This is a genomic window from Paraburkholderia sp. 35.1 (assembly GCF_050436525.1).
Taxonomy (GTDB): domain Bacteria; phylum Pseudomonadota; class Gammaproteobacteria; order Burkholderiales; family Burkholderiaceae; genus Paraburkholderia; species Paraburkholderia tuberum.
Genome location: NZ_JBNDMJ010000003.1, coordinates 1,997,046 through 2,022,201, shown reverse-complemented (window position 1 = coordinate 2,022,201; position 25,156 = coordinate 1,997,046). Strand labels below are relative to the sequence as shown.

20 protein-coding genes and 1 tRNA gene are annotated in these 25,156 nt (G+C 64.4%); 5 read left to right on the top strand and 16 right to left on the bottom strand.

All coding sequences use genetic code 11. The features are described from left to right. Positions 1–18: 18 nt before the first annotated feature. Both mrdA and rodA read left to right on the top strand, forming a co-directional pair. Positions 19–2,394, top strand: a complete 2,376-nt coding sequence (gene mrdA, locus OKW27_RS29485; RefSeq protein WP_429335572.1) for a penicillin-binding protein 2 — start codon at positions 19–21, stop codon at positions 2,392–2,394. Between the two features lie 10 nt (positions 2,395–2,404). Then, on the top strand, positions 2,405–3,553 hold the full coding sequence (rodA, locus tag OKW27_RS29480) for a rod shape-determining protein RodA (RefSeq protein WP_184025834.1): 1,149 nt from the start codon (positions 2,405–2,407) through the stop codon (positions 3,551–3,553). Positions 3,554–3,636: 83 nt separating this feature from the next. Here the strand turns inward: rodA and OKW27_RS29475 are convergent, their stop codons facing one another. The 14 genes from OKW27_RS29475 to def form a co-directional block, all read right to left on the bottom strand. Next, positions 3,637–4,383 (bottom strand): tetratricopeptide repeat protein, encoded by a 747-nt coding sequence (locus OKW27_RS29475; protein WP_429335571.1) that lies wholly within the window; start codon positions 4,381–4,383, stop codon positions 3,637–3,639. Then, complete coding sequence (locus tag OKW27_RS29470) at positions 4,380–5,162, bottom strand: HpcH/HpaI aldolase family protein (RefSeq protein WP_187612103.1); 783 nt, start codon at positions 5,160–5,162, stop codon at positions 4,380–4,382. The genes OKW27_RS29475 and OKW27_RS29470 overlap by 4 nt, the downstream gene beginning before the upstream one ends. 192 nt (positions 5,163–5,354) lie before the next feature. Next, complete coding sequence (queD, locus tag OKW27_RS29465; protein ID WP_090805502.1) at positions 5,355–5,810, bottom strand: 6-carboxytetrahydropterin synthase QueD; 456 nt, start codon at positions 5,808–5,810, stop codon at positions 5,355–5,357. 9 nt (positions 5,811–5,819) lie between these two features. After that, positions 5,820–6,452 (bottom strand): 7-carboxy-7-deazaguanine synthase, encoded by a 633-nt coding sequence (gene queE / locus OKW27_RS29460; RefSeq protein WP_090802234.1) that lies wholly within the window; start codon positions 6,450–6,452, stop codon positions 5,820–5,822. A gap of 64 nt (positions 6,453–6,516) precedes the next feature. Beyond that, on the bottom strand, positions 6,517–7,248 hold the full coding sequence (queC, locus tag OKW27_RS29455; protein ID WP_090802235.1) for a 7-cyano-7-deazaguanine synthase QueC: 732 nt from the start codon (positions 7,246–7,248) through the stop codon (positions 6,517–6,519). 395 nt (positions 7,249–7,643) lie between these two features. Then, positions 7,644–7,719, bottom strand: a tRNA-Phe gene (locus tag OKW27_RS29450). Between the two features lie 93 nt (positions 7,720–7,812). Next, on the bottom strand, positions 7,813–8,502 hold the full coding sequence (gene esaR, locus OKW27_RS29445) for a response regulator transcription factor EsaR (protein ID WP_184051110.1): 690 nt from the start codon (positions 8,500–8,502) through the stop codon (positions 7,813–7,815). Further along, on the bottom strand, positions 8,503–10,929 hold the full coding sequence (locus OKW27_RS29440) for an ATP-binding protein (protein ID WP_429335570.1): 2,427 nt from the start codon (positions 10,927–10,929) through the stop codon (positions 8,503–8,505). After that, complete coding sequence (locus OKW27_RS29435; protein WP_090802240.1) at positions 10,919–11,518, bottom strand: DUF4390 domain-containing protein; 600 nt, start codon at positions 11,516–11,518, stop codon at positions 10,919–10,921. The genes OKW27_RS29440 and OKW27_RS29435 overlap by 11 nt, the downstream gene beginning before the upstream one ends. Then, positions 11,515–12,954, bottom strand: coding sequence for a 16S rRNA (cytosine(967)-C(5))-methyltransferase RsmB (gene rsmB / locus OKW27_RS29430; protein ID WP_429335569.1), 1,440 nt, complete (start codon positions 12,952–12,954; stop codon positions 11,515–11,517). Before rsmB ends, OKW27_RS29435 begins: the two co-directional genes overlap by 4 nt. Positions 12,955–13,153: 199 nt before the next feature. Next, positions 13,154–14,011, bottom strand: a complete 858-nt coding sequence (gene htpX / locus OKW27_RS29425) for a zinc metalloprotease HtpX (RefSeq protein ID WP_018418965.1) — start codon at positions 14,009–14,011, stop codon at positions 13,154–13,156. Between the two features lie 105 nt (positions 14,012–14,116). Beyond that, the gene (locus tag OKW27_RS29420; protein ID WP_429335568.1) at positions 14,117–14,758 is read right to left on the bottom strand and encodes a LysE family translocator; all 642 of its coding nucleotides are present in this window, start codon (positions 14,756–14,758) and stop codon (positions 14,117–14,119) included. Between the two features lie 116 nt (positions 14,759–14,874). Beyond that, on the bottom strand, positions 14,875–15,870 hold the full coding sequence (fmt, locus tag OKW27_RS29415) for a methionyl-tRNA formyltransferase (protein WP_429335567.1): 996 nt from the start codon (positions 15,868–15,870) through the stop codon (positions 14,875–14,877). Positions 15,871–15,900: 30 nt separating this feature from the next. After that, positions 15,901–16,404 (bottom strand): peptide deformylase, encoded by a 504-nt coding sequence (gene def / locus OKW27_RS29410; protein ID WP_429335566.1) that lies wholly within the window; start codon positions 16,402–16,404, stop codon positions 15,901–15,903. Between the two features lie 277 nt (positions 16,405–16,681). Between def and dprA the strand changes: the two genes are divergently transcribed. The 3 genes from dprA to OKW27_RS29395 all read left to right on the top strand — a co-directional run bounded on the left by dprA (position 16,682) and on the right by OKW27_RS29395 (position 21,366). Beyond that, complete coding sequence (gene dprA / locus OKW27_RS29405; RefSeq protein WP_090802245.1) at positions 16,682–17,911, top strand: DNA-processing protein DprA; 1,230 nt, start codon at positions 16,682–16,684, stop codon at positions 17,909–17,911. 101 nt (positions 17,912–18,012) lie between these two features. Next, positions 18,013–18,390 carry a thioredoxin family protein gene (locus OKW27_RS29400; protein ID WP_018418960.1) on the top strand — a complete coding sequence of 126 codons (378 nt, stop codon included), beginning with the start codon at positions 18,013–18,015 and terminating at the stop codon, positions 18,388–18,390. A gap of 309 nt (positions 18,391–18,699) precedes the next feature. Further along, a complete protein-coding gene (locus OKW27_RS29395; protein WP_090802248.1) occupies positions 18,700–21,366 on the top strand; it encodes a DNA topoisomerase III in 2,667 nt (888 codons plus the stop codon). Between the two features lie 195 nt (positions 21,367–21,561). Here OKW27_RS29395 and OKW27_RS29390 read toward each other — a convergent pair whose 3' ends face one another. Further along, on the bottom strand, positions 21,562–22,668 hold the full coding sequence (locus tag OKW27_RS29390) for a LysR family transcriptional regulator (RefSeq protein ID WP_090802249.1): 1,107 nt from the start codon (positions 22,666–22,668) through the stop codon (positions 21,562–21,564). Between the two features lie 341 nt (positions 22,669–23,009). Then, positions 23,010–24,866, bottom strand: a complete 1,857-nt coding sequence (locus OKW27_RS29385; RefSeq protein WP_429335565.1) for a phosphoenolpyruvate carboxykinase (GTP) — start codon at positions 24,864–24,866, stop codon at positions 23,010–23,012. Positions 24,867–25,156 lie beyond the last annotated feature (290 nt).

Sequence of the window (25,156 nt, the reverse complement as noted above, 5' to 3'; positions counted from 1 at the left end):
GGCCTTTTGCAGAATCGCATGACCGAATTCAAGGACACTCAACAGCAGCTCACGAAATTCCGCCTGCGCGTCGCGGCGGCGGGCCTGTTCGTGTTTGTCTGCTTCGGGCTGATCGGCTTCCGCTTCCTGTTCCTGCAGGTCTGGCACTACAGCAAGTACTCGCTGCAAGCCGATGAAAACCGCATCTCCGTCGCGCCGATCGTGCCGAACCGCGGCATCATCACCGACCGGAACGGCGTCGTGCTCGCGAAGAACTACTCGGCCTATACGCTTGAAATCACCCCGTCGAAGCTGAACGACACGCTCGATAACGTGATCGACAACCTCGCCACCGTCGTGTCGATCGATGCGCGCGACCGTCGCCGCTTCAAGAAGCTGCAGGAAGACTCGAAGAACTTCGAAAGTCTGCCGATCCGCACGCGCCTGACCGACGACGAAGTCGCGCGCTTCACCGCGCAGCGCTTCCGCTTCCCTGGCGTCGAAGTGCGCGCGCGGCTGTTCCGCCAGTACCCGCTCGGGCCGACCGCCGCGCACGTGATCGGCTACATCGGACGGATTTCGCAACGCGACCAGGACCGCATCGACGACGCCAGCGATCAGAACGACAGCGATCCGGATCACTACGATCCGCGTCTTGACGCGAACAACTACAAGGGCACCGATTACATCGGCAAGATCGGCGTCGAGCAGAGCTACGAGACCGAGCTGCACGGCCAGACCGGTTTCGAGGAAGTCGAGGTGACGGCGGGCGGCCGCCCGGTGCGTACGCTGTCGCGCACCCAGGCGACCCCGGGCAACAACCTCGTGCTGTCGCTCGACATCGGCCTTCAGCAGGTCGCCGAGCAGGCGTTCGCCGGACACCGCGGCGCGCTCGTCGCGATCGAGCCGTCCACCGGCGACGTGCTCGCATTCGTGTCGGCGCCGAGCTTCGATCCGAATTCCTTCGTCGACGGCATCGACCAGCAGAGCTGGGACGAGCTGAACAACTCGCCCGACCATCCGCTCCTGAACCGGCCGCTGCACGGCACCTATCCGCCGGGCTCGACCTACAAGCCGTTCATGGCGCTCGCCGCGCTGACGCTGCACAAGCGCACGCCGAGCTGGGGCTTCCAGGACCCCGGTTACTACACGTTCGGCGGCCACACGTTCCGCAACGACGTGCGCTCGGGCCAAGGCTGGATCGACATGAACCGCGCGATCGTCGTGTCGAACGACACGTACTTCTACATGCTCGCGCACGATCTCGGCGTCAACAACATCGCGAACTTCATGAAGCCGTGGGGCTTCGGGCAGATCACCGGCATCGACATCGCCGGCGAAGCGAAGGGCATCCTGCCGTCGACCGACTGGAAGCGCCACGCGTACCGCCGCCCCGAGCAGCAGAAGTGGTACGAAGGCGAAACGGTCAGCCTCGGCATCGGCCAGGGCTACAACTCGTTCACGATCCTGCAGCTCGCCCATGCCACCGCAACGCTCGCGAACAACGGCGTCGTGATGAAGCCGCACCTCGTGCGCGACATCGAGAATCCGATCACGAAGGACACGCGGCCGGTGGTGCGCGATCCGAGCGACAAGATCGCGGTCAAGCAGCAGGACATCGACTTCATCAAGCGCGCGATGGAAGGCGTGGTCACGAACGGCACGGCGGCCAAAGTATTCGCGGGCGCGCCATATCAGGCGGCCGGCAAGACCGGTACCGCGCAGGTGTACTCGCTCCAAGGCGCGAACTACAAAGGTCACGCGGTTGCGGAGAATTTGCGCGATCACGCGCTGTTCATCGCCTTCGCGCCGGCCGATCAACCGAAGATCGCACTCGCGCTGGTCGTCGAAAACGGCGGTTGGGGCGCGGAGGCGGCCGGTCCGATCGCGCGCAGGGTGCTCGACTATTACCTGGTCGGCAAGAACAAGCCCGGCGCGGAAGAAGCGGCCGTCGCGGTAGCGGCATCGACCACGCTCGAAGCATCCGCGCCGCAGGTCGGCGATACGCCTGTGTCGCATGATGGCGCTCAGCCGCTCAAGATTGCGGCGGGCTTCAAGGCACTGCCGATGCCAGGGGCGGCGGCTGCCGCGGTGGCCTCCGGTGCGTCGGCGGCCGTTGCGGCTTCGGGCGCGAATGGCGCGTCTGCGCCGGTGGCGGCGTCGTCTGGCGCGGCGGCAACGGTGCCGGCCACCGCGCCGGCAGCGGCTTCGGCCACCGCAGCGCGCGCGGCCTCGGCGGCGAAGCCGGCATCGGCTTCGTCCGTGGCAAAGAAGTCCGCGTCGCGTACGTCCGGCGCCCCGCACCAGCCCCGTCCGGCAAGCGAGCCGGCGCCGAGCGTCGCGGCACCATCGCGCGAGGACAGCTTCCAGGGCGCGTCGCCGCGCCAGCCGGCCGCCGGCGGCATCGACGAATAAGGAGAAAGGCATGCAATTCGACAAGCGCGCCTGGCTCGAGCGCATCAAGCGGATGTTCGTAGGCTTCGACCGTCCGCTCGCACTGATCGTGTTTCTGCTGCTGTGCGTCGGCATCGTCACGCTGTACAGCGCGACGCTCGATATGCCGGGCCGTGTCGAAGACCAGTTGCGCAACATCCTGCTCACCTTCGTGCTGATGTGGGGGCTCGCCAATGTGCCGCCCAATACGCTGATGCGCTTCGCGGTCCCGCTCTACGCGTTCGGGATCGCGCTACTGGTCGCGGTCGCTATGTTCGGCCTTACGCGCAAGGGCGCGAAGCGCTGGATCAACGTCGGCGTGGTGATCCAGCCATCGGAAATCATGAAGATCGCCACACCGCTGATGCTCGCCTGGTACTACCAGCGCCGCGAAGGCGTGATGCGCTGGTACGACTACCTGGTCGGCTTCGTGATCCTGATCGTGCCGGTCGGCCTGATCGCGAAGCAGCCCGACCTCGGCACGGCCGTGCTCGTGTTCGCGGCCGGCCTGTTCGTGATTTACTTCGCGGGGCTGAGCTTCAAGCTGATCGTGCCGGTGCTGATCGCGGCCGTGATTGCGGTTGCGTCGATCGCGGCGTTCCAGGACAAGATCTGTCAGCCCGAAGTGCAGTGGCCGCTGATGCACGACTACCAGAAGCACCGCATCTGCACGCTGCTCGATCCGACCTCGGACCCGCTCGGCAAAGGCTTCCACACGATTCAAGCGGTGATCGCGATCGGCTCGGGCGGCCCGCTCGGCAAGGGTTGGCTGAAGGGTACGCAGGCGCATCTGGAGTTCATCCCCGAGAAGCACACCGACTTCATCTTCGCGGTGTTTTCGGAAGAGTTCGGTTTGGCAGGCGGAATCGTGCTGCTCACGCTGTACATGCTATTGATCGCGCGCGGGCTCTACATCGCGGCCAACGGCGCGACATTGTTCGGGCGATTATTGGCCGGCTCGTTGACGATGGCGTTCTTCACGTACGCGTTCGTCAATATCGGCATGGTGAGCGGGATTCTGCCGGTGGTCGGCGTGCCGTTGCCGTTCATGAGTTACGGTGGCACCGCGCTGACTACATTGGGCGTCGCGATCGGGCTGATCATGAGCGTCGCGCGACAGAAGCGGTTGATGCAGAGCTAACCCGTAGCTAGCGGCACGCTAGCAAACGACAATGCAAAAAAGGGCGCTCGTTGCGAGCGCCCTTTTGCTTTATTGCTGCTTCATTACTGCGGCTTCACTTCCTTCTGATCGCGCAGCTGCGCGCTCAACTGCTGATACTTCAGGCGCGCGGCCGGATCGCCCTGCGCCGCCGCGGCCGCGTAATATGCGCGCGCCACATTCAGATTCCGGTCGACGCCATCGCCGCCACGCTCGTAGAACGAGCCGGTCACATACTGCGCGGTCATGTCGCCGCCCTGCGCCGCTTTCTTGTACCAGACGAACGCCTGCTTGTTGTCACGCTCGGTACCGCGTCCGTCGAGGAACTGATTCGCGAGTGCGAGCTCCGCCTGCACATGGCCCTGCGCGGCCGCCTTCATGAACCAGCGATGCGCCTCCACCGGATCGCGCCCGACGAACTCGCCATCGTCGTACATCTTGCCGTACACGTATTGCGCGTGCGACATGTTCGCGTCGGCGGCCTTACGCAGCCACTTCTTGCCTTCGTCGACGTTGACCGGCGTGCCTTCGCCGTTGAGCAGCATCATCGCGTAGTTGAACTGCGCAAGCCGGCTGCCGCGCTCGGCGGCCTGGCGGAATTCGCTCAGCGCCGCGCCAAGATTGCCGGCGTTGTAGTCGGCCACCGCGGATTGCGTCTGCGGATCGTTCGCCTTGGCGACGTGATCCTGTGCATACGCGGCGTTCCACGCGCCAGTCGCGAGCAGCGCCACCGCCATGGTCACTTGCGCGGTCACTTGCGCGGTCACTCGCGTGATCATCCGCCCGGCGCCCCTCTGCACTCTGCCGTTCATGACCTCACCTCCTGTAATGCCTGGCGCGTCGCGCGCAACATCCAGATCACGTCGGCGGCTAGCGCGACGAAGCGAAAACCGGCGTCGCGATGCTGCCGCGCGCTCGCCACGTCCATCGCGAAGATGCCGGCGGCAATGCCGGCTTTGTCCGCCGCGCTGACGATACGCGCCATCGCCGCCTGCACGTCCGCGTGTTTCGCGTCGCCGAGATGACCAAGGCTCGCGGCCAGATCGGCCGGCCCGACGAACAGGCAATCGACGCCCGGCGTCGCCGCGATCTGCTCGACCTCCTGCAAGCCGCGCGCCGATTCGATCTGCACAATCGTCGCGATCTGTGCGTTGGCCGTCTGCACGTAATCACGCCGCATGCCGTAACCGGCCGCGCGCACGACGCCCGCGACGCCGCGCAGGCCGTCGAGCGCCTCGGCGGTCGGATATTGGGTGAGCCGCACGGCGCGTGCCGCGTCTTCAGCGGATTCGATGTTCGGGAACATCAGCGTGCGCGCGCCGGCGTCGAGCACGCGCTTGACGAGCCACGGCTCGCTCGCGGGCACCCGCACCACCGGCTCGCTCGGCAGATGGGCGGCGGCAATCGCGCGCAATTGCGATTCGACGCCGCCGCTATCGTTGGGCGCGTGCTCCATGTCGATCAGCAGCCAGTCGAAGCCGGCGTGCGCGAGTGCTTCCGCGGCGGCCTCGCTGCCGAGCGACAACCACAGCCCGATCAGCGGCGCATTGTCCTTCAGACGTTGTTTGAGGGAGTTGGTGAAGGTGCTCATCGGCTGGCCTCGCGCAGGTTTGCAATGCGAAGCGGGGCCAGATAGTGGATCAGGCAGGCACCGGGGCGCTGACGGCCTCGTTGCCTGCTGCGACGCGATGCGGTGACCGGCATGTCTCGCTCCGTGTGTTGGTCGGAACGATCATACCGTGACAATAACGCGAGAAGTTCGTTCGCGCGGCGGGGCGTGGATTCAGGTGGGAAGCGAGTCGCGGACCACCTCGGCCCAGCAATTCGGCGTCTCGTACAGACGCACTTTGTGCAGGCGCAGGTTCACGCCGTAGTGCGCGTCGTAGACGTTCGCGAGAATGTCGAACGCAACCGCGGCGAGGTTTTCGACGGTCGGAATGCGATCGATCACGACCGTCTTGTGATCCGCCATGCTGTCGAGGAAGCCACGCACCTGCGTGTCGCCTTCGTAGACGAGAAACGCGTGGTCCCACTTGTCGACCAGGTGCTCGTTGGCGAGCGACTTCACGTCGGCAAAGTCCATCACCATGCCGCGATCGGGCGCGCCTTCGGTGTCGACCAGATCGCCTAGCAGCGTGATTTCGAGCACGTAGCGATGGCCATGCAGATTACGGCACTGGCTGCGGTGATCGGGAATGCGGTGGCCCGCGTCGAATTCGAGTTTTCGGGTAATCGTCAGCACGGCAAATCAGGGAATGTTCAGATACTTGTGAGTCTGCATCGACAGGCGCCACTGCGGATGACGTTTGCACCAGTCGATCGCGAGCTTCGTGTTGATGTCGCGCGACGGGCCGTCCATCGGCTGGACGAGGAAATACTCGAAGTCGAGCTTGGCGTAGTCGGCGAGGCGCTGGTTGTCCTGCGGGATCACGACCTTCAGTTCGTTGCCCTTCGTCACGACGAGCGGCGCGTCGGCCTTCGGGCTCACGCAGATCCAGTCGATCGTGTCGAGCACCGGCAGCGAGCCGTTGGTCTCGATCGCGATCTCGAAGCCGGCCGCGTGCAGCGCGTCGACGAGCGGCTGATCGAGCTGCAGCATCGGCTCGCCGCCAGTGCACACGACGAAGCGTTCGCCCTCGCCTTGCGGCCATTGCGACGCGATCATCGCGACCAGTTCGTCAGGTGTGCGGTACTTGCCGCCGTTCTCGCCGTCGGTGCCGACGAAGTCGGTGTCGCAGAAACGGCAGACGGCGTCCGCGCGATCCTCTTCGCGGCCGGACCACAGATTGCAGCCCGCGAAACGGCAGAACACGGCCGGCCGCCCGGCATTCGCGCCCTCGCCCTGCAACGTGTAGAAAATTTCCTTGACCGCGTACGTCATGCTGCTTTCTGTCCTGTGTTCCTGAATCAACGATGCTCAATGATGGGCGCTCTCGCGCGAGCCGTCAGACCGGCTCGGTGACTTTTTCGCCGGCGAGGTAGGCCTCATAGCCACGTTTGCGCAACCGGCATGCCGGGCATTCGCCGCAGCCGAAGCCCCATGAGTGCAACTCGGCCCGTTCGCCGACGTAGCAGGTATGCGTCTCGACGCGCACCAGTTCCACCAATGCGTCGCCGCCGAGCGCGCGCGCGAGGCGCCACGTGTCGGCCTTGTCGAGCCACATCAGCGGCGTCTCCAGCGCGAAACGCGCGTCCATGCCGAGATTCAGCGCGACCTGCAGCGCCTTCATCGTGTCGTCGCGGCAATCGGGGTAGCCCGAGAAGTCCGTCTCGCACATCCCGCCGACCAGCACCTGCAAACCTCGCCGATACGCGATGGCCGCGGCGATCGTCATGAACATCAGATTGCGGCCCGGCACGAACGTGTTCGGCAAGCCATTGGCCGTGGCTTCGATTTCGATCTCGCGCGTCATCGCGGTGTCGCTGATCGCGCCGAGCAGCGACAGGTCGATCGTGTGATCGTCGCCGAGACGATCGGCCCACGCCGGAAACGCACGCACGACGGCCTGACGGAATCCTTCGCGGCATTCGAGTTCGACACGATGACGCTGACCATAATCGAAGCCGACCGTTTCGACCGTGTCGTAACGGTCGAGCGCCCACGCAAGACACGTGGCGGAATCCTGGCCGCCGGAAAACAGCACGAGCGCGCTACGCTTAGCGTCTTTGCGGATCACCGTGATACTCCGTGAATGAGAGTGCCACGTCGCGCTGCGCGAGGTGCGCCATGCAAGCAACGCGGCGCGACGTGTGCCGGCACTGTGCCGGCCCAAAGCAGTATAGGTCGCGCGTTGCGCGGGAACGTGGCTGGGCGCTTATACCGCCGATCGTCGGGCGAAGGATTGGGTGCTTCGGTGCGACATGCTCGGCACTGCATTCGCGCGGCGCACGACCGCGTGCGATGCCTGCATGCAAGTCCTTGAACTGGCGCGATTTTATCACGCGACACCGAATGTCGCCGACGCCAGCTGTCCCACCCGCGCGGCTTCAACTGCATGGCAAGCCGAAGTGACGACTTGTCCGCCAAACGGAAAAGCCCCAGGGAATCTTGCGATTTCCTGGGGCTGAATCCTGGTGGCCTGGGGCGGAATCGAACCACCGACACGCGGATTTTCAATCCGCTGCTCTACCAACTGAGCTACCGGGCCAACGAAGAACGAAACTATATCAAGCGATCCGCAGTTCAGCAAGCCCTTTCATAAATAATCTGCCGGGCCGCGTTCGCATGCAATACGTGGCGCTCACTCCCCTTTGTTCTTGCCGAGATCGACGCCGAGTTGCTTCAGCTTGCGATAAAGATGCGTGCGCTCGAGACCGGTCTTCTCCGCGACACGCGTCATGCTGCCGTTCTCGCGCGCGAGGTGATATTCGAAGTACGCGCGCTCGAACGCATCGCGCGCATCGCGCAGCGGAATGTCGAACGAGATCGACGCGGTTTGCGCGACGAGCGTGCCGCCGCCGACGCCATCGGACGACAGTATCGGCAACGCGGCCGCCGACGCGACTGACGATGCGCTGACCGGCAACGCCGGCTTCGCAGCCACGCCGCCAGGCACGGCCGCCGCGTTACCACGCGCGAGTCCCTGCTCGACCGCCTTTAATAGCTTCTGCAACGCGATCGGCTTTTCGAGGAAGTTGAGCGCGCCGATCTTGGTGGCCTCGACCGCGGTGTCGATCGTCGCGTGACCGGACATCATGATCACGGGCATCGTCAATTGACCTTGCGCGGCCCATTCCTTGAGCAGCGTCACGCCGTCGGTGTCCGGCATCCAGATGTCGAGCAGCACGAGGTCCGGCGCCTGACGCAGACGGAACTCGCGCGCCTCCTGCGCGTTTTCAGCGGCCTCCACGACGTGTCCCTCGTCGCTGAGGATCTCCGAGAGCAGTTCCCGGATGCCCATTTCATCATCTACCACCAGGATGGTTGCCATTTACGCTGCCCTTGTCTGCACTGTTGCTTTTGTCGTTCCCTGCGACGCGCCGCCGTGCGCCGGATGGGCACCCGAACCAGGTGCACCCGGCTGCGCGGGGTCGTCCGCCAGTTGAAGGAAGAGAATCGAAATCTGCGCGCCTTCGATCACGTCGCCGGCCTTCATGCGATTGCGAATGTCGATGCGCGCGCCATGTTCGTCGACGATCTTCTTGACCATCGCAAGCCCTAGACCCGTACCCTTGGCCTTGGTCGTCACGTACGGCTCGAACGCGCGCGTGAGGATACGCGCGGGGAAGCCTGGTCCGTTGTCCGACACTGTCAGACGGACCGCGACGCGCGCCTTGCCTTGCGCGTCGGGGTCTCCGTATTCTACTGTCCTCGTCTCGAGCAAAACACGCGGATGCGCGACTTCGGCGACCGCGTCCTGCGCGTTCTGCAGCAGGTTGTGGATCACCTGACGCAACTGCGTCGCGTCGCCGCGTATCGCGGGCAAGGCCGCCAGCTCGACCTGGATCGCGCCCTTGCCTTCTTCGATACCGTACAGCGTGAGCACCTCGCTGACCAGACCATTCAATTGCAGATGCGCGAGTACCGCGGGCGGTGTGCGCGCGTAGTCGCGGAAATCGTCGACCATCTGCTTCATCGCGGCGACCTGATTGACGATCGTCGTCGCGCCGCGCTTCAGCACGTCCGCATCCGACGGCGCAAGCTTGTCGGCGAGCTTCATCTGCAACCGTTCGGCCGACAGTTGAATCGGCGTGAGCGGATTCTTGATCTCGTGCGCGAGGCGCCGCGCGACTTCGCCCCATGCGATCGAACGCTGCGCGGAGATCACGTCGGAGATGTCGTCGAACACGATCACGTAGCCCGCGGTCTGCATGCCTTCAGCGTCGCGCTCGTTCGCCGCGAGGAGGCGCGCGCCGCGCACGAGCAGCGTGAGCGGCTCGGTTTCGCCGGGCACCGGCACCGAGAACTGCTGCTGCCAATGGCCGTTGTCGTCATGGCCGTCTTCACTCGCCGCTTCGCGATCGGCGAATGCCTTGCGCACAATCGCGCCGAATTCGCCGAGCACGCCGATCTGATCGAGCGACGAGCCGAGCACCGTCTGGAACGGCTGACGGAAAATCCGCTCGGCGCCTCGATTCGCGGTGGTCAGCCGGAATTGCCGGTCGAACACGAACACACCCGCGGTCAGGTTCGCGAGGATGCTCTCGAGATACGCCTTCGAATGCTCGAGCGCGATACGATTTTTCTCGACCGCCCCGCGCGCTTCCGACAACTGCCGCGTCATCGCATTGAACGACTGCGTGAGGAAACCGAGTTCGTCGCGCGACTTGATCTCGCGCTTTGGCGTGTAGTCGCCCTCGGTGATTTCCTTCGTGCCCTGCGCGAGCAGGAATAGCGGCCGCGCGAGCTGATTGCCGAGCGCCAGCGCGAGCATCATCGCGATGAAGGTCGCGAGAAACAGCGACAGGGTCAGCGTGCCGATGTACATCTTGCGCAAGCCGGTGCGGCCGAGCGCCTTCTCCTGATACTCGCGATACGCGCGCTGCACCGAGTCGGCATTGCGCGCGAGTGTCGTCGAGACCGGCTGCGTCAGTTGCAGGAAGCGCTCGGCGGGCTGCAATAGCGACGCGTTCGCATCGGGAATACGCTGCACCACGCGCAGACGCAGCGCTCCCTTGCCGCCGTGCGCATTCGGATCGCCGTCCACTTCGCCTTCGATCGCCGCATAGCCGTGGCCACGCGCCTGCTCGATCATCAGCGGTGTCGGCAGATCGTTCGGCAGCAGCATCGCGTAGTTGCCGGACGCCTGCGCGACCACGTGCATGTCCGGCGTCGCGCCAGACATGCTGCGGGTCGGCTCGACGATCGTCGCGTCCTGCACACCGAACTGGTCGCGCAAACGCAGCAGCGTCAACGTGGTGCCGGCCGCATCCGCGCTCGCGAGCTGCTCGGACATCAGACGCGCCTTCGTCTGCAGATCGGACAGCGACGCGTCGAGCATGCCGCGCCCGAGGTTGAGGCCGGACGCGAGCGCGGTTTCGACGTTCACGTCGAACCACGACTCGATGCTGCGCGACACGAACTGATACGACACGATGTAGATGATGCCGCCCGGCACCACACCGACCAGCGCCATGAAGAACGCGAGCTTCGCGAGCAGCCGTGTGCCGAATTTGCCCGTGCGTAATCGCACGATGATGATGACGACGAGCGTCGCCACCACCAGCAGAAAGATCAACGCGACCGCGACGTTGGCCGCATACAGCCACTGGTAATAGCGGTCGAAGAATTCGGTGTTCGCGCTGGCGGCGGCCAGCAACACGAGCAGCAACACGGCCGTCACCGCGACCGTCGACACGAGCACGCGCACGACGATGCTGCTGACACTGGTGGAAGATGAGCGCACTTTATTTAGCACGATCGGCGGCCGTGAAAGTGAAGCGCTTCCAATCGGAGGCGAGGTTCCAGTCGCGGTTGTTCACCGCGTCGATCTGGAACGGCTTGGGCATCAGCCCGATGTCGAGTTGCATGCGCACGGACGCGTTATAGGTTTCACCGACCCGCACCTGATTGCGGTCGATCACGTGCCACGACGTCACGTGTTTGATCACCGCGAGCGCATCGTTGAGCGTGGAAAAGCCGAGTTGCAAGCCGCCCGACTGCACGCTCGACACGCGATATTCGCGCGTGAGTGGCTGGAACGACAGCCGCAAACTTTGCGACACGCTGACCGGCTGCTCGTCGAACCAGTACCAGCGCGGCCGGCTCAGTTCGAAATCGGTCGTGAAATAAAGCGGAATGCCTTTGTTGACCGCGTCTTCGAGATTGCTGTTCAGCTCGAATTCGAAATGCGCGTCGAGACTCCAGCCGCCGTTGTCGGCCTGCAGCGACGCCCGCTGCACCGCGATCGAGTCAGCGTGCGCCGCGCCCGGCGCTGCAAGCCAGACGGCCAGCGCGATCCAGAGCACGGCAGCGAGCCGAAGCGGGAAGAAGCGTTTTATGGTCACCGTTTCTGAAAGCGCGCGTAGAAAAATCCGTCGTGGTCTGAGTTCGTGCCGGAGCTGAATTCAGCGGGTCGTCCAGCATGAGAACCGGCCGATGGGTCGGCGGGCGCGCGGGCAACTGAGGGTAAAAGCTGCCCCGGCGCGTCCAATCGTACCGCATCCTGGTGCTGGTTTCCAAACCACTGTGCCTGCAACTCGCCCTCTTCGGGGAAGATCGAACAGGTGACGTAAAGCAACTCGCCGCCCGGTTTCACGAGCGGCCACAGCGCGTCGAGAATGCGGCGCTGTTCGGCGACGAGCGCGGCGATATCGGACTGACGACGCAGCCAGCGAATATCCGGATGACGCCGCACGATGCCCGACGCCGAGCACGGCACGTCGGCGAGGATGCGGTCGAACGGCTGGTCGAGGTCGTCGTGCCATTGCGCGGGGTTGCCCGCGTCGCCGATGCGCACTTCCGCTTCGAGCTTCAGACGCCGCAGGTTTTCGCCGATGCGGCGCGCGCGAGACGCATCGCTTTCGAGCGCGACCAGTTGAATGTTGGCGAGTTCGAGCAGATGCCCGGTCTTGCCGCCAGGGGCCGCGCATGCGTCGAGCACGCGCATGCCGTCGCGCACGCCGAGCAATTGCGCGGCGAGTTGCGCCCCTGCGTCCTGCACGGACACGACACCTTCGCTGAAGCCCGGAATGCGCTCGACCGGCATTGGCGTCGCGAGCGTGACCGCGTACTCGCCAGCCTTGCTTGCGGCGATCTGCTGGCGTTGCAGCACTTGCAGATAGGCGTCGACCGTCGAATGGCGCGCGTTCACGCGCAACGTCAGCGGACCTTGCGTGTTGCCGGCGGCCAGCACCGATTGCCACGCCTCGGGCCATGCGCGCTTCACCGCGTCGATCCACCAGGCCGGATAGTTCCAGCGCGCTACTTCATCGGCTTGCACGGAGGCGAGCAACGTGTCGCGCTCGCGCAAGAAGTTGCGCAGCACCGCGTTGACGAGCCCCTTCGCGAACGCGAACTCGCGACGCGCGCCAATCACCCTGACCGCCTGGTCGACGACCGTGAACGGCGTGTAGGCAGCGCTCGCTTCGTCGTCGACGAGCAGCGCGAGCGCGCACGCGAGCACATGCGCGACGTGCGGCGGAGGCGCCTTCTTCACCAGCTTCGCGATCAGCCACTCGGCGGTTGCGAGACGGCGCAGCGTGCGATAGGCGATATCCTGCACCGCGCCGCGCGCCGCTGCGGCGTTGTCCTCGGGCACCGCCACGAAAACGCTTTGCAGCGCCGCGGGCAAGGCCGCGCCGAGACGCACGGCGCCAACGGCCTGGGCCGCGCAATCGAGTGCGAACCCGAGCGATTCGGGCGACAGTTGCAGCGTCGACAAACGGGATTCGCGCGAACGCGCCGACGAGGAAGCAGAACGCGAAGAAGGCTTTGGAGTCATGAAGGGAGCAAGGGCAAGCCGCACGGTGCGCGCGGCGCAATCAGCGCACATTGTAGCGTGGCGCCGGTGGGGCGCCGCCATGCGTGGGTGGTGGCCGCAGACGCTGTCGTGCAGTGGCGACGAACAGTGTGAAAAAAAGCGGGCCTCGCGGGCCCGCTCTTCAGTACTTCAGGCTCGACGCGCCGAGCGACGCGGCGCCTCAGTCGAAGCGCCCGGTGCGCGCCATTTCCATCAAACGCGCGATGCGTTCCTCGGTCGCCGGGTGCGTCGAGAACAGACTCGCGATACCGCCGCCCGACAGCGGATTCATGATCATCATCTGCGCGGTGGCCGGATGCGCCTCGGCCGTCGGGAACGGAATGCCGCTCGCATAGCGATGGATCTTGTCGAGCGCCGACGCCAGTGCCTGCGGGTCGCCCGAAATCTGCGCGCCGCCCCGGTCGGCTTCGAATTCGCGCGCACGCGAAATCGCCATCTGGATCAACGCACCGGCAATCGGCGCGAGCAGCGCAACCGCGATGCTCGCGATCGGGTTCGCGGGACGGCCGTTTTCGTCGCGGCCGCCGAAGAACATCGCGAAGTTCGCCAACGCGGAAATCGCGCCGGCCATGGTCGCCGAAATCGTCGAGATCAGAATGTCGCGATGCTTCACGTGCGCGAGTTCGTGCGCCATTACGCCGCGCATTTCGCGCTCGGACAGTACGCGCAGAATGCCGGTGGTCGCCGCGACTGCCGCGTGCTCCGGGTTGCGGCCGGTGGCGAACGCGTTCGGCGCGTCTTCGTTGATCAGGTAGACGCGCGGCATCGGCAGGTTCGCGCGCGTGGCGAGATCGCGCACCATCCGATAGAACTGCGGCGCGCTGTTTTCGTCGACTTCCTGCGCGTTGTACATGCGCAGGACCATCTTGTCGGAGAACCAGTACGAGAAGAAATTCATCCCAAGAGCGATCACGAGCGCGACCATCATGCCGCGCGACCCGCCGATCATCCCGCCGATCACGATGAAAAGGGCCGTAATCGCGGCCATCAACATCGCGGTTTTCACCCAGTTAAACATGTCTGCAACTCCTTGCCCCGAGCGTGGCCTTCATCTCCGTGCCGCGCGATTGCGGCGCCAGATTGTAAGCGAAATGTTAGATATGGGCGATGCGGGAAAATTCAATCATCGCGAGGCGCTCGCGAGTTTGATGCCCAGGCCGACGAACGCGCTGCCGACGCCGCGATCGAGCCAGCGCTTGACCGCCGGTTTGCCCGAGAAACGCTGCGTGACGCTTCCCGCGATCCACGCGACGAAGCTGTTCCAGACCATGCTCATCAGCACGAAGACCGCGCCGAGCGTGAGAAACGCGAAGGTCTTGTGTTCGCTGCCCGTCGTGACGAATTGCGGGAAGAACGACACGAAGAACAGCACGACTTTCGGGTTCAGAACGTTGGTCCAGAAGCCCTGCAGGAACAACTGCCGCAGCGACTTGGGCGTGGACGACGCGCGCGCATCGCCGACCGGCGCATCAGCGGCCGGCTTCGCGAAGATCAGGCGCACCCCCAGATAGATCAGATAAATCGCGCCGACGAATTTGACGATGGTGAACGCCGTGGCCGACGCGGCCAGCAGCGCGGTCAGCCCAAACGCGCAGGCAAGCGAGTGAATGCAGCAGCCCGCCGAAATGCCGAGCGCCGACATCAGCCCCGCGCCGCGGCCTTGGGCGACGCTGCGCCCGACGATATAAGCGGTATCCGGCCCCGGCGTGATGTTCAGGAGAAAAACCGCGACGATGAAAAACTCGAAATGGACGATGCCGAACATGTGATGCACCCTCGAAAACCCGGTCTGCTGCATGGAGGATTCTAACGCGCGTCGCGCTCGCGGCGGGCGCGGAGAACACCGGCCGAATGGACGATGCTCCGGCGTGCGACACGCGCTTATTGCGCCTTGGGAAGCTGGAAGCGCTGGCCTGCGGCGAGCGGCGAGCCAGCAAGGAATTCGCGCACCGGCAGGCGCTTGCCGCCGGGCTTCTGCAATTGCGTCAGACGCAGTGCACCTTCGCCGCAAGCGACCAGCACGCCGGCGGGCGCAACCTCGACGATGGTGCCTGGCGCCTTGTTGCTGCCCGACGCCGGCGAGGCCACGGCGGTGGCGGCCCAGATCTTGACGGTGCTGCCGTCGTCGAGCGTGCCGGCGCCGCCGGGGAACGGGTCGAACGCGCGCACCTGACGCGCAAGCGCCTCGGCCGGCCGGCGCCAGTCGAGCGCCGCTTCGTGCTTGGCGATTTTCTCGGCGTAGGTCACGCCGTCGGCCGGTTGCGGGATCGACGTCAGCTTGCCGCTGCGCTCGAGCTCGATCAGTGCGTCGACGATCAGTTGCGCGCCGTCCGCGGCGAGGCGGTCGTGCAGCGTGGCGGTGGTGTCGTCGGCGGAGATGGGGGTGCGTACTTCCGAAATCATCGCGCCGGTGTCGAGTCCAGCGTCCATCTGCATCAGCGTGATGCCGGTTTGCGCGTCGCCCGCCTCGATCGCGCGATGAATCGGCGCTGCGCCGCGCCAGCGTGGCAGCAGCGACGCGTGGATGTTGATGCAGCCGAAGCGCGGAATGTCGAGCACTTCCTGCGGCAGGATCAGTCCATAGGCGGCGACAACCATCACGTCGTGCGGCGTCGCGCGCAGTTGCTCGATGCCGGCGGCGGCTTCCTGTGGATATTTGCCAGCGCGGCGCAGCGACGTGGGCTGCGCAACCGCGAGGCCGTGCTCCTGCGCGTAGCGCTTGACCGGACTCGCGTGCAGCTTCATGCCGCGACCCGCCGGCCGGTCCGGCTGCGTCAAGACGAGCGGCACGGCAAACCCGGCGCCATGAATCGCGGCCAGCGCGGCCGCGGCGAATTCCGGTGTGCCGGCAAAGATGACGCGCAACGAATGACTCATGAATGGGGCGGTAGGCAAGTTGAAAGCGCGTTACATCGCGTGGGCGAGCTTCTTCATCTTGCTCTTGATGCGCGTTTGCTTCAGCGGCGACAGATACTCGACGAACACGTGGCCCATCAGGTGATCCATTTCGTGCTGAATGCACACGGCGAGCAGCCCCTCGCAATCGAGCTCGAACGTTTCGCCCTTCTCGTTGAGCGCACGCACGCGCACTTTCTCGGCACGCTCGACGTTGTCGTAGATCCCGGGCACCGACAGGCAGCCCTCTTCCGACAACTTCCTCTCTTCGCTCGACCAGACGATTTCCGGATTGATGAACGCGAGCAGTTCGTCGTGCGTTTCCGACACGTCGATCACGATCACGCGTTCGTGCACGTCCACCTGGGTGGCGGCGAGGCCGACGCCGGGCGCCGCGTACATCGTTTCGGCCATGTCCGCGACGAGACGGCGGATACGGTCGTTGACCTCCGGGACCGGCTTCGCCACCTTGTGCAGCCGTTTGTCCGGGTAATTGAGGATGCTCAGTAAAGCCATGATTTCGAGTGTGATTTGAGACGCCGCCAACCGTTGGAGGCTCGCGTTGGCCATTTGGCCAGGTTGTGAGCCCGTCGTAATACGCAGAGGATAGATGATGTCGAACCGGTTCGATTCAACGCGCCTCGTGCGCCCGACGACGAACCCGCGCCGGTAAGCGCGGCGCCGCGATTATTCGCGGCTCATTGCCGTTTTATTTCCGCGTTTTTATTTCGGATGATGAAAATTTTAGCATGGCGCCCGCCTGCCCGCAGGCCCCGCCAGAGGAGCGACCCGCATGCAGACCTTGCCCGCGACCCGTATCGAACTTGCCGCCTGGCTGCGGTTGTCACTTGCGCCGGGCCTAAAACCCGCGGCGTTGCGCCTGTTGCTGGGCGCATTCGGGCTGCCGCAGGCGCTGTTGGCGCAGTCGCCGGAGACGCTCGCGGAGGTCGCCGGAGACGCCGCGGCGCGCGCGGTGCTGGCGCCGCCGGGTCCAGCGTTCGACGGCCAGCTCGATGCGGTGCTCGCATGGCGCGAGCAGCCGGGCAACCAGATCGTCACGCTCGACGATCCCGCCTATCCGCCCGCGCTGCTGACGTTGCCCGATCCGCCACCGCTCCTATATATAAAGGGCCGGCTTGATCTGCTGCATACGCGCGCGGTCGCGCTGGTAGGCAGCCGCAGCGCGACGCCGCAGGGCATCGAGGATGCGCGGCGGTTCGCGCGAGAGCTGTCGGCGGCGGGCGTGACGGTCGTATCGGGGCTCGCACTCGGCATCGACGGCGCCGCGCATCGGGGCGGGTTGGAAGGTGTCGGCGGAACGGTCGCGGTGGTCGGCACCGGCGCGGACCTCGTCTATCCCGCCGCGCATCAAGCGCTCGCGCGGCAGATCGCGGCGCAGGGTGCGATTCTCTCGGAGTGGCCGCTCGGCACGCCGGCACGCGCCGCCAACTTCCCACAGCGCAACCGGCTGATCGCTGGGTTGGTCAGCGGAGTCGTGATCGTCGAGGCGGCTATGCGTTCCGGTTCGCTCATTACCGCGCGGCTTGCCAATGAGATGGGGCGCGACGTGTTCGCGTTGCCCGGATCGATTTACGCGCCGTTGTCGCGCGGCTGTCATCGGATGATCAAGCAGGGAGCGCGGCTCGTGGAAACGCCTGACGAGGTGCTGGAGGAGCTCGGTTTTGCCCGGCGGCCGGCGGGCGATGCGAGACGCTCGGCGAAGCGGGCCGTGCCGCTGGAGCATGCGGGTTTGCACGTTTCGTCGGGTGGGACCGCTTTGCCCGCTACGACCGCAGCCTTCGCCGACTCACCGGCGTCCGGGCCGGCCCCGCAGCCGGCGCTCGCCCCTGACGCGCAGCGTCTGCTCGCCGCGCTCGGCCATTCGCCGACCACGCTTGAAATTCTCGCCGCCCGTACCGAGATGGAGAATGCCGCCCTGCACGCCGCCTTGCTCCGGCTCGAACTCGCCGGCGAGGTCACGCTGCTGCCCGGCGGCCGCTTCATGCGAGCCCATCATGACTGAGCCGAGACTGACCGGCGTCAATGCAGATTGGCAACTTTTCGCGACCGGCCATGCTACATTCGCGCCAAAGCACCCGACAAAACACACAAGGAAATCACTTCATGCCCGCGCTGAACCTCGACACCGACCAGGACCGGATCGCCGAGCGCGTCAACGAACCCGACACGCTGTTCGTTGCATGCCTGTGCGCGGAGTGGTGCGGAACGTGTCGCGAGTACCGGGACTCCTTCAACCAACTGGCCGAGCGGCACCCGGAAGTCTGTTTCGCATGGATCGACATCGAAACTCATGCGGATCGGTTCGACGATCTGGACGTCGAGAATTTCCCGACCGTCCTGATCGAAGACTCGGTGACGACACGGTTTTTCGGTACGGTTTTGCCACAGGTGTCGATCGTCGAGCGGATGCTGTCGGATCTGACCGCGCTGCCCGGCGTAACCGGTGCGCCGAAGCTGCGACCGGCGCTGGCGGTCGCCTGAAGGCGGCCTCGCGCGCCGCCCGGTCAAACGGAAAGTCTCGCGACGCGCGGCTTGCGGCACAGGCCCCCGCCGATCATTTGGGACAGCATCGCGGCTGGCATCGCTGTCCGCACGCGGCGTTTGCCGCAGTTGATCAACCGCTGGACGCGCAATTATGATGACGCGCTTTTATGGCACTTGGCCCGTTGGGTTCGCACCTTGTGCTATAAAGCGGTCGTTATTGGGTCGAAAGAGGTCTCAAAGCGAGCGCCGCGCGCCATGTTGGCGCTCAAGGCCACCAACCCGGATCTACCAACCTCACATCGAGTCATGTCCAAAGCACTGATCATCGCCGAAAAGCCTTCTGTCGCGAACGACATCGCGCGCGCTTTGGGCGGCTTTACCAAGCATGACGAGTACTACGAAAGCGACGACTACGTCCTTTCGTCGGCAGTGGGCCACCTGCTGGAAATCGCCGCGCCCGACGACTACGAAGTCAAGCGCGGCAAGTGGAGCTTTGCCAATCTGCCCGTCATTCCTCCGCATTTCGATCTGAATCCGATCGCGAAGAGCGAGTCGCGCCTGAAGGTGCTGACCAGGCTGATGAAGCGTAAGGACATCGACCGTCTGATCAACGCATGCGACGCGGGGCGCGAGGGCGAACTGATTTTCCGCCTGATCGCGCAGCACGCGAAAGCCAAACAGCCGGTGCAACGGCTGTGGCTGCAGTCGATGACGGCCGGCTCGATCCGCGACGGTTTCGCGCGTCTGCGCAGCGACGAAGAGATGCAGCCGCTCGCCGACGCGGCGCGCTGCCGCTCGGAGGCGGACTGGCTCGTCGGCATCAACGGCACGCGCGCGATGACCGCGTTCAACAGCAAGGGCGGCGGCTTTTTCCTGACCACGGTCGGGCGCGTGCAGACGCCGACGCTTTCGATCGTCGTCGAGCGCGAAGAGAAGATTCGACGCTTCGTGCCGCGCGACTACTGGGAAGTGAAGGCGGAGTTCGTCTGCGCGGGCGGCTTCTACGAAGGCCGCTGGTTCGATCCGAAATTCAAGCGCGACGAGTTCGATCCGGAGAAGCGCGATTCGCGCCTCTGGGCGTTGCCAGCGGCAGAGACGATCGTCGCGGCTTGCCGCGGACAGCTCGGCACGGTGACCGAGGAGTCGAAACCGTCGACACAGCTGTCGCCCGCGCTCTTCGACCTGACCAGTCTGCAGCGAGAAGCCAACGGCCGCTTCGGCTTTTCGGCGAAGAACACGCTGGGTCTCGCTCAGGCGCTGTACGAAAAGCACAAGGTTCTGACCTATCCGCGTACCGACGCGCGCGCGCTGCCGGAAGACTATCTGGACACGGTCAAGCAGACGCTCGGCATGCTCAAGGAGAGCAACAACTACCTGCCGTTCGCGAAGCAGGTGCTCGACAAGGGCTGGGTGAAGCCGAACAAGCGCATCTTCGACAACTCGAAGATCAGCGACCACTTCGCAATCATCCCGACGCTGCAGGCACCGAAGAATCTGTCCGAGCCGGAGCAGAAGCTCTACGACCTCGTCGTGAAGCGCTTCCTCGCCGTGTTCTTCCCTGCCGCCGAATCCCGAGTGACGACGCGTATCACCGAGGTGGTCGGCCATCACTTCAAGACCGAAGGCAAGGTGCTCGTCGAGCCGGGTTGGCTGCAGATCTACGGCCGTGAAACCAGCGGCGATGACGCGAACCTCGTGCCGGTGCAGAAGGACGAAAAGGTCAAGACCGACAAGATCGCCGCGCAGCAACTGATCACGAAGCCGCCCGCACGCTACAACGAAGCGACGCTGCTGTCGGCGATGGAAGGTGCGGGAAAACTGGTCGAAGACGACGAATTGCGCGAAGCGATGGCGGCCAAGGGGCTCGGCACGCCGGCAACGCGCGCGGCGATCATCGAAGGTCTGCTCACCGAAAAGTACCTGATCCGCGAAGGCCGTGATCTGATTCCGACCGCCAAGGCCTTCCAGCTGATGACGCTGCTGCGCGGCCTCGGCGTGAAGGAGCTGACTGCGCCGGAGCTAACCGGCGAATGGGAATACAAGCTGTCGCAGATGGAGCGCGGCAACCTGCCACGCGACGCATTCATGCAGGAAATCGCGCGCATGACGCAGACTATCGTCAAGCGCGCGAAGGAATACGATTCCGACACGATCCCGGGCGATTACGCGACATTGCAGACACCTTGCCCGAATTGCGGTGGCCAGGTGAAGGAAAACTACCGGCGTTTCGCGTGCTCGAAGTGCGAGTTCTCGATCTCGAAGATTCCGGGCGGCCGTCAGTTCGAGATCGCCGAAGTCGAAGAACTGCTGCAGAACAAGACGATCGGGCCGCTGTCGGGCTTCCGCAGCAAGATGGGGCGGCCGTTCTCGGCGATCCTGAAACTGTCGCTCGACGACGAGATCAAGAATTACAAGCTCGAGTTCGACTTCGGCCAGGACGCGGCCGGCGAAGACGGCGAGCCGCCCGACTTCTCCGATCAGCAGCCGGTCGGCGCGTGTCCGAAGTGCCAAGGCCGCGTTTTCGAGCATGGCATGAGCTACGTCTGCGAAAACTCGGTGGCGAATCCGAAGTCGTGCGACTTCCGTTCCGGCAAGGTGATCCTGCAGCAGGAAATCGCCCGCGAGCAGATGGCCAAACTGCTCGAGGAGGGTCGCACCGATCTGCTGACGAACTTCAAGTCGTCGCGTACCGGCCGTAACTTCAAAGCTTTCCTCGTCAAGCAGAACGACGGCAAGATCGGCTTCGAATTCGAGAAGAAGGAGCCGGCGGCGGCGAAGACCGCAGCGGCGAAGACTTCGGGTGCTCGTTCCGCGGCCAAGGCGATGCCGGAAGCGGACGAAGGTGATACCGCGGTCGCCGTGAAGGCCGAGCCGGCGGAAAAGAAGGTGGCGGCGAAGAAGGCGCCCGCCGCCAAGACCGCGGCGGCCAAGAAGGCACCGGCGAAAAAGGCCGCGGCGCGAAAAACCGGCTAGTAGGGCGAGATTCGGATCGGCGGCTCGCGGTGGTAGCAGGAATAGCTACATTAGCCACCGCAGTCGGCGATCCGTGCACAGCCCGCGGTGTAGTCCGCATCTGTCCATGAAAAAAGAAAAAAGGCGCAGTCACTTGAGGTGACTGCGCCTTTTTAATGCCGGCCCGCATCGCTGCGGGCTTCGACATTCAGAGATTTACAGCGGCGATAACGCAGTCGGGCGTGGACTGCGATTGGACGACTTCGTCATCGGCTTCGGCACGGCCGGCGACAGCTCGCTATCGAGAAGCCGCGACAGCGGCTCGGCGCCATCGAACGCTTCCGGTGCGCGCGACTCGGCAGTCTCGAACGCGGCCGACGTCGCCGGACGCTCCAGACCGTCCTTGATCCACTGCTCGCCGAGCACGCTGTTCGGCGTCTGGTTGAAGTGCTCGACCAGATGATCGATGAACGTGCGCACCTTGGCCGGCAGGTGACGGCGGCTTGGGTACGCAATATTGATCTCGACCTGCGGCAAACGGTAATCGCCGAGCAAACGCACGAGCCGGCCGCGCGTCATGTCGCGACCGATCAGATAGCTCGGCAGAATCGCGGTGCCCATGCCGAGCAGCGCAAACTGTCTCAGCATCTCCGTGTTGTTCGCGACGATCACGTTCGACGGCCGCACGCGCACTTCTCCTTCCGGCCCCGTAAACACGCGTTCATCGCCCCAGTATTCGGATGGCAGGCTCAGGCACGGGTGCTCGAGCAGATGTTCGGGACGCGTCGGCATGCCATGCTTTTCCAGATAAGCCGGCGTCGCGCAGACGGTCATGCAGCCCGTGGTCAGACGCCGCGTAACGATACTCGCGCTGCGCATTTGCCGCGCGATCACGACGCCGACGTCGAAGCCCTCCTCGACGAGGTCCACCTGACGATCGACCAGCGTGACGTCGGGAATGACTTTCGGATAGCGCTCCGCGTACGTTTGCAGCACGGGCGCGAGGTTATGCAGCCCGAACACGACGGGCGCGACGATGCGTAGCGTGCCGACGGGTTCGTGATTGCGAGCGACCACCATCTGTTCGACGTCTTCCAGTTCGTCGAGAATCTGACGGGCGCGCTCGAGGTAGACCTGACCGGATTCGGTCAGCGACAAGCTGCGGGTCGTGCGATTGAGCAGCCGCGTACCAAGACGGCCCTCGAGGTCGGCAACGTGACGGGTGGCGACCGCGTTGGAAATATCCATGGCGCTCGCGGCGCGGGCAAAACTGCCGAGATCCGCCACCTTGACGAAAACTCGCATCGACTGCAAATGATCCATAGGACAACTCCCTGCCTTGTTACTGCTTCCTGACAATTGGTGAAAACCAGTGAAGCGAACTTGGAATTCTCCTACGACTCGCAAAATCGTGCAGAAGTTGCCCGCAAAATAGGAAATATTGTCAATTTTGGTATGACTGTGTCGATAAAACCGGGGCCTGACCAGCGATTATTCCCAAATCAGAAACAATCTGCTGCGCTGCATCTGCTCCGTCTTTTTTGTTCGAACAGACGCAACGGTCGTTCGGCCGTTGCGGAACTCGAAAAAACGGAAATAAACCGGGCGCCCAAACGAAAAAACCGCCCGAGGGCGGCTTTTATGCTGAGTGAGCACACACATAATCAAGCTGCGAGTTTTTCCTCGAGCGCGCGCTTCGCCTCAGTCAGTGCCGGCGGCAGACCGTGTTGCAGCGTGTCAAACAGCTTCGCGTGCAACACGAGCTCGTCGCGCCATGCAGCGTCATCGACGGAAATCACCTGCTCGAACTGCTCGCGGCTGAAGTTCAGCCCGCTCCAGTCGATGTCCTCATAGTGCGGCGAAATGCCGAACGCATGCTCTTCGCCCTGCGCGGTGCCTTCGATGCGGCCGACCATCCAGCTCAGCACGCGCATGTTCTCGCCGAAGCCAGGCCACACGAACTTGCCGTCCGCGCCCTTGCGGAACCAGTTCACGCAGAAGATTTTCGGCAGCTTCGCGCTCAACTGCTGCAGACGCTCGCCGGTCTTCAGCCAATGAGTGAAATAGTCGCTCATGTTGTAGCCGCAGAACGGCAGCATCGCGAACGGATCGCGGCGCACCACGCCCTGCTGTCCAGCCGCCGCGGCGGTCGTTTCAGAGCCCATCGTCGCCGCCATGTAGACGCCCTCGACCCAGTTGCGCGCTTCAGTGACGAGCGGCACGGTGGTCGAGCGGCGGCCACCGAAGATGAATGCGTCGATTGCGACACCGGCCGGGTTTTCCCAGTCCGCGTCGATCGACGGGCACTGCGAAGCCGGCGCCGTGAAGCGCGCGTTCGGATGCGCCGCCTTGCGGCCGGTTTCCTTTGCCTCGGCCGGCGTCCAGTCCTTGCCCTGCCAGTCGATCAGATGCGCCGGCGGCTCGTCGGTCATGCCTTCCCACCAGACGTCGCCGTCGTCGGTCAGCGCGACGTTCGTGAAGATCACGTTTTCCTTCAACGTGGCGAGCGCGTTGTAGTTGGTCTTTTCGCTCGTGCCCGGCGCGACGCCGAAGTAGCCGGCTTCCGGATTGATCGCGTACAGGCGGCCGTCCTTGCCCGGTTTGATCCACGCGATGTCGTCGCCGATCGTCGAGATTTTCCAGCCGTTCAGGCCCGCCGGCGGGATCAGCATCGCAAAGTTGGTCTTGCCGCACGCCGACGGGAACGCCGCCGCCACGTGATGCTTGCGCCCTTCCGGCGAGGTGACGCCGAGAATCAGCATGTGTTCGGCGAGCCAGCCCTCGTCGCGGCCCATCGTCGATGCGATGCGCAGCGCGAAGCACTTCTTGCCGAGCAGCGCATTGCCGCCATAGCCCGAGCCAAAGCTCCAGATTTCGCGCGATTCGGGGAAATGCACGATGTACTTGGTCTTGTTGCAAGGCCACGACACGTCCTGCTCGCCCGCCGCGAGCGGCGCGCCGACCGAATGCACGCATGGCACGAACTCGCCGTCCTCGCCGAGCACGTCATACACCTTGCGGCCCATGCGCGTCATGATGCGCATATTGGTCGCGACGTACGGGCTGTCGCTCAACTCGACGCCGATATGCGCGATCGGCGAGCCGAGCGGGCCCATCGAGAACGGCACCACGTACATCGTGCGGCCGCGCATCGCGCCATCGAACAGGCCGTCGAGCGTCGAGCGCATTTCGGCCGGGGCGATCCAGTTGTTGGTGGGGCCGGCGTCCTCGGCGCGCTGCGAGCAGATGAAGGTGCGATCCTCGACGCGCGCGACGTCGGACGGATCGGACCAGGCGAGATAGGAATTGGGACGCTTGGCGGGGTTGAGTTTCTTCAGCGTTCCGGCTTCGACCATCTGCGCGCACAGGCGGTCATATTCTTCCTGCGAGCCGTCGCACCAGACCACTTTTTCAGGCTTGGTCAGCGCGGCGATGCGCTGGACCCAGTCGATCAGCTTGCGGTGTTTGATCCATGTGGGCGCCTCGATAGTGGGCTGGCCTTCGAACGAGGGATGATTCATCGACTTGTCTCCGTTTGAAGCAATAGAAAAACGGTACAAGCCCGCGGGACGCTGCATGCGAGTGGCATTGAATTCATCGCGCCGACGTGTCAATTTTCCACTGGCGGCGCATGATTGCGCAGATCGTCCTGGGCCACACAGCTTGCCAGGCGGAGGCGCGCTTCCTACAAGGCTTCTGCAACCTTGTGTAAAGCGGCTTGCCTCAACACGCAACAAACTGCTAAAAACGTTCTCAATTCGCCCTCACGTAGCGTTGCCGTTCTTTTGTGTGCGACAGCTTCTACGGTAGG

Coding starts and splice junctions, on each gene's coding strand:
- mrdA (WP_429335572.1), top strand. CDS start 19: ATGACCGAATTCAAGGACACTCAACAGCAGCTCACGAAATTCCGCCTG.
- rodA (WP_184025834.1), top strand. CDS start 2,405: ATGCAATTCGACAAGCGCGCCTGGCTCGAGCGCATCAAGCGGATGTTC.
- OKW27_RS29475 (WP_429335571.1), bottom strand. CDS start 4,383: ATGAACGGCAGAGTGCAGAGGGGCGCCGGGCGGATGATCACGCGAGTG.
- OKW27_RS29470 (WP_187612103.1), bottom strand. CDS start 5,162: ATGAGCACCTTCACCAACTCCCTCAAACAACGTCTGAAGGACAATGCG.
- queE (WP_090802234.1), bottom strand. CDS start 6,452: ATGACGTACGCGGTCAAGGAAATTTTCTACACGTTGCAGGGCGAGGGC.
- esaR (WP_184051110.1), bottom strand. CDS start 8,502: ATGGCAACCATCCTGGTGGTAGATGATGAAATGGGCATCCGGGAACTG.
- rsmB (WP_429335569.1), bottom strand. CDS start 12,954: ATGACTCCAAAGCCTTCTTCGCGTTCTGCTTCCTCGTCGGCGCGTTCG.
- htpX (WP_018418965.1), bottom strand. CDS start 14,011: ATGTTTAACTGGGTGAAAACCGCGATGTTGATGGCCGCGATTACGGCC.
- OKW27_RS29420 (WP_429335568.1), bottom strand. CDS start 14,758: ATGTTCGGCATCGTCCATTTCGAGTTTTTCATCGTCGCGGTTTTTCTC.
- fmt (WP_429335567.1), bottom strand. CDS start 15,870: ATGAGTCATTCGTTGCGCGTCATCTTTGCCGGCACACCGGAATTCGCC.
- def (WP_429335566.1), bottom strand. CDS start 16,404: ATGGCTTTACTGAGCATCCTCAATTACCCGGACAAACGGCTGCACAAG.
- dprA (WP_090802245.1), top strand. CDS start 16,682: ATGCAGACCTTGCCCGCGACCCGTATCGAACTTGCCGCCTGGCTGCGG.
- OKW27_RS29400 (WP_018418960.1), top strand. CDS start 18,013: ATGCCCGCGCTGAACCTCGACACCGACCAGGACCGGATCGCCGAGCGC.
- OKW27_RS29395 (WP_090802248.1), top strand. CDS start 18,700: ATGTCCAAAGCACTGATCATCGCCGAAAAGCCTTCTGTCGCGAACGAC.
- OKW27_RS29390 (WP_090802249.1), bottom strand. CDS start 22,668: ATGGATCATTTGCAGTCGATGCGAGTTTTCGTCAAGGTGGCGGATCTC.
- OKW27_RS29385 (WP_429335565.1), bottom strand. CDS start 24,866: ATGAATCATCCCTCGTTCGAAGGCCAGCCCACTATCGAGGCGCCCACA.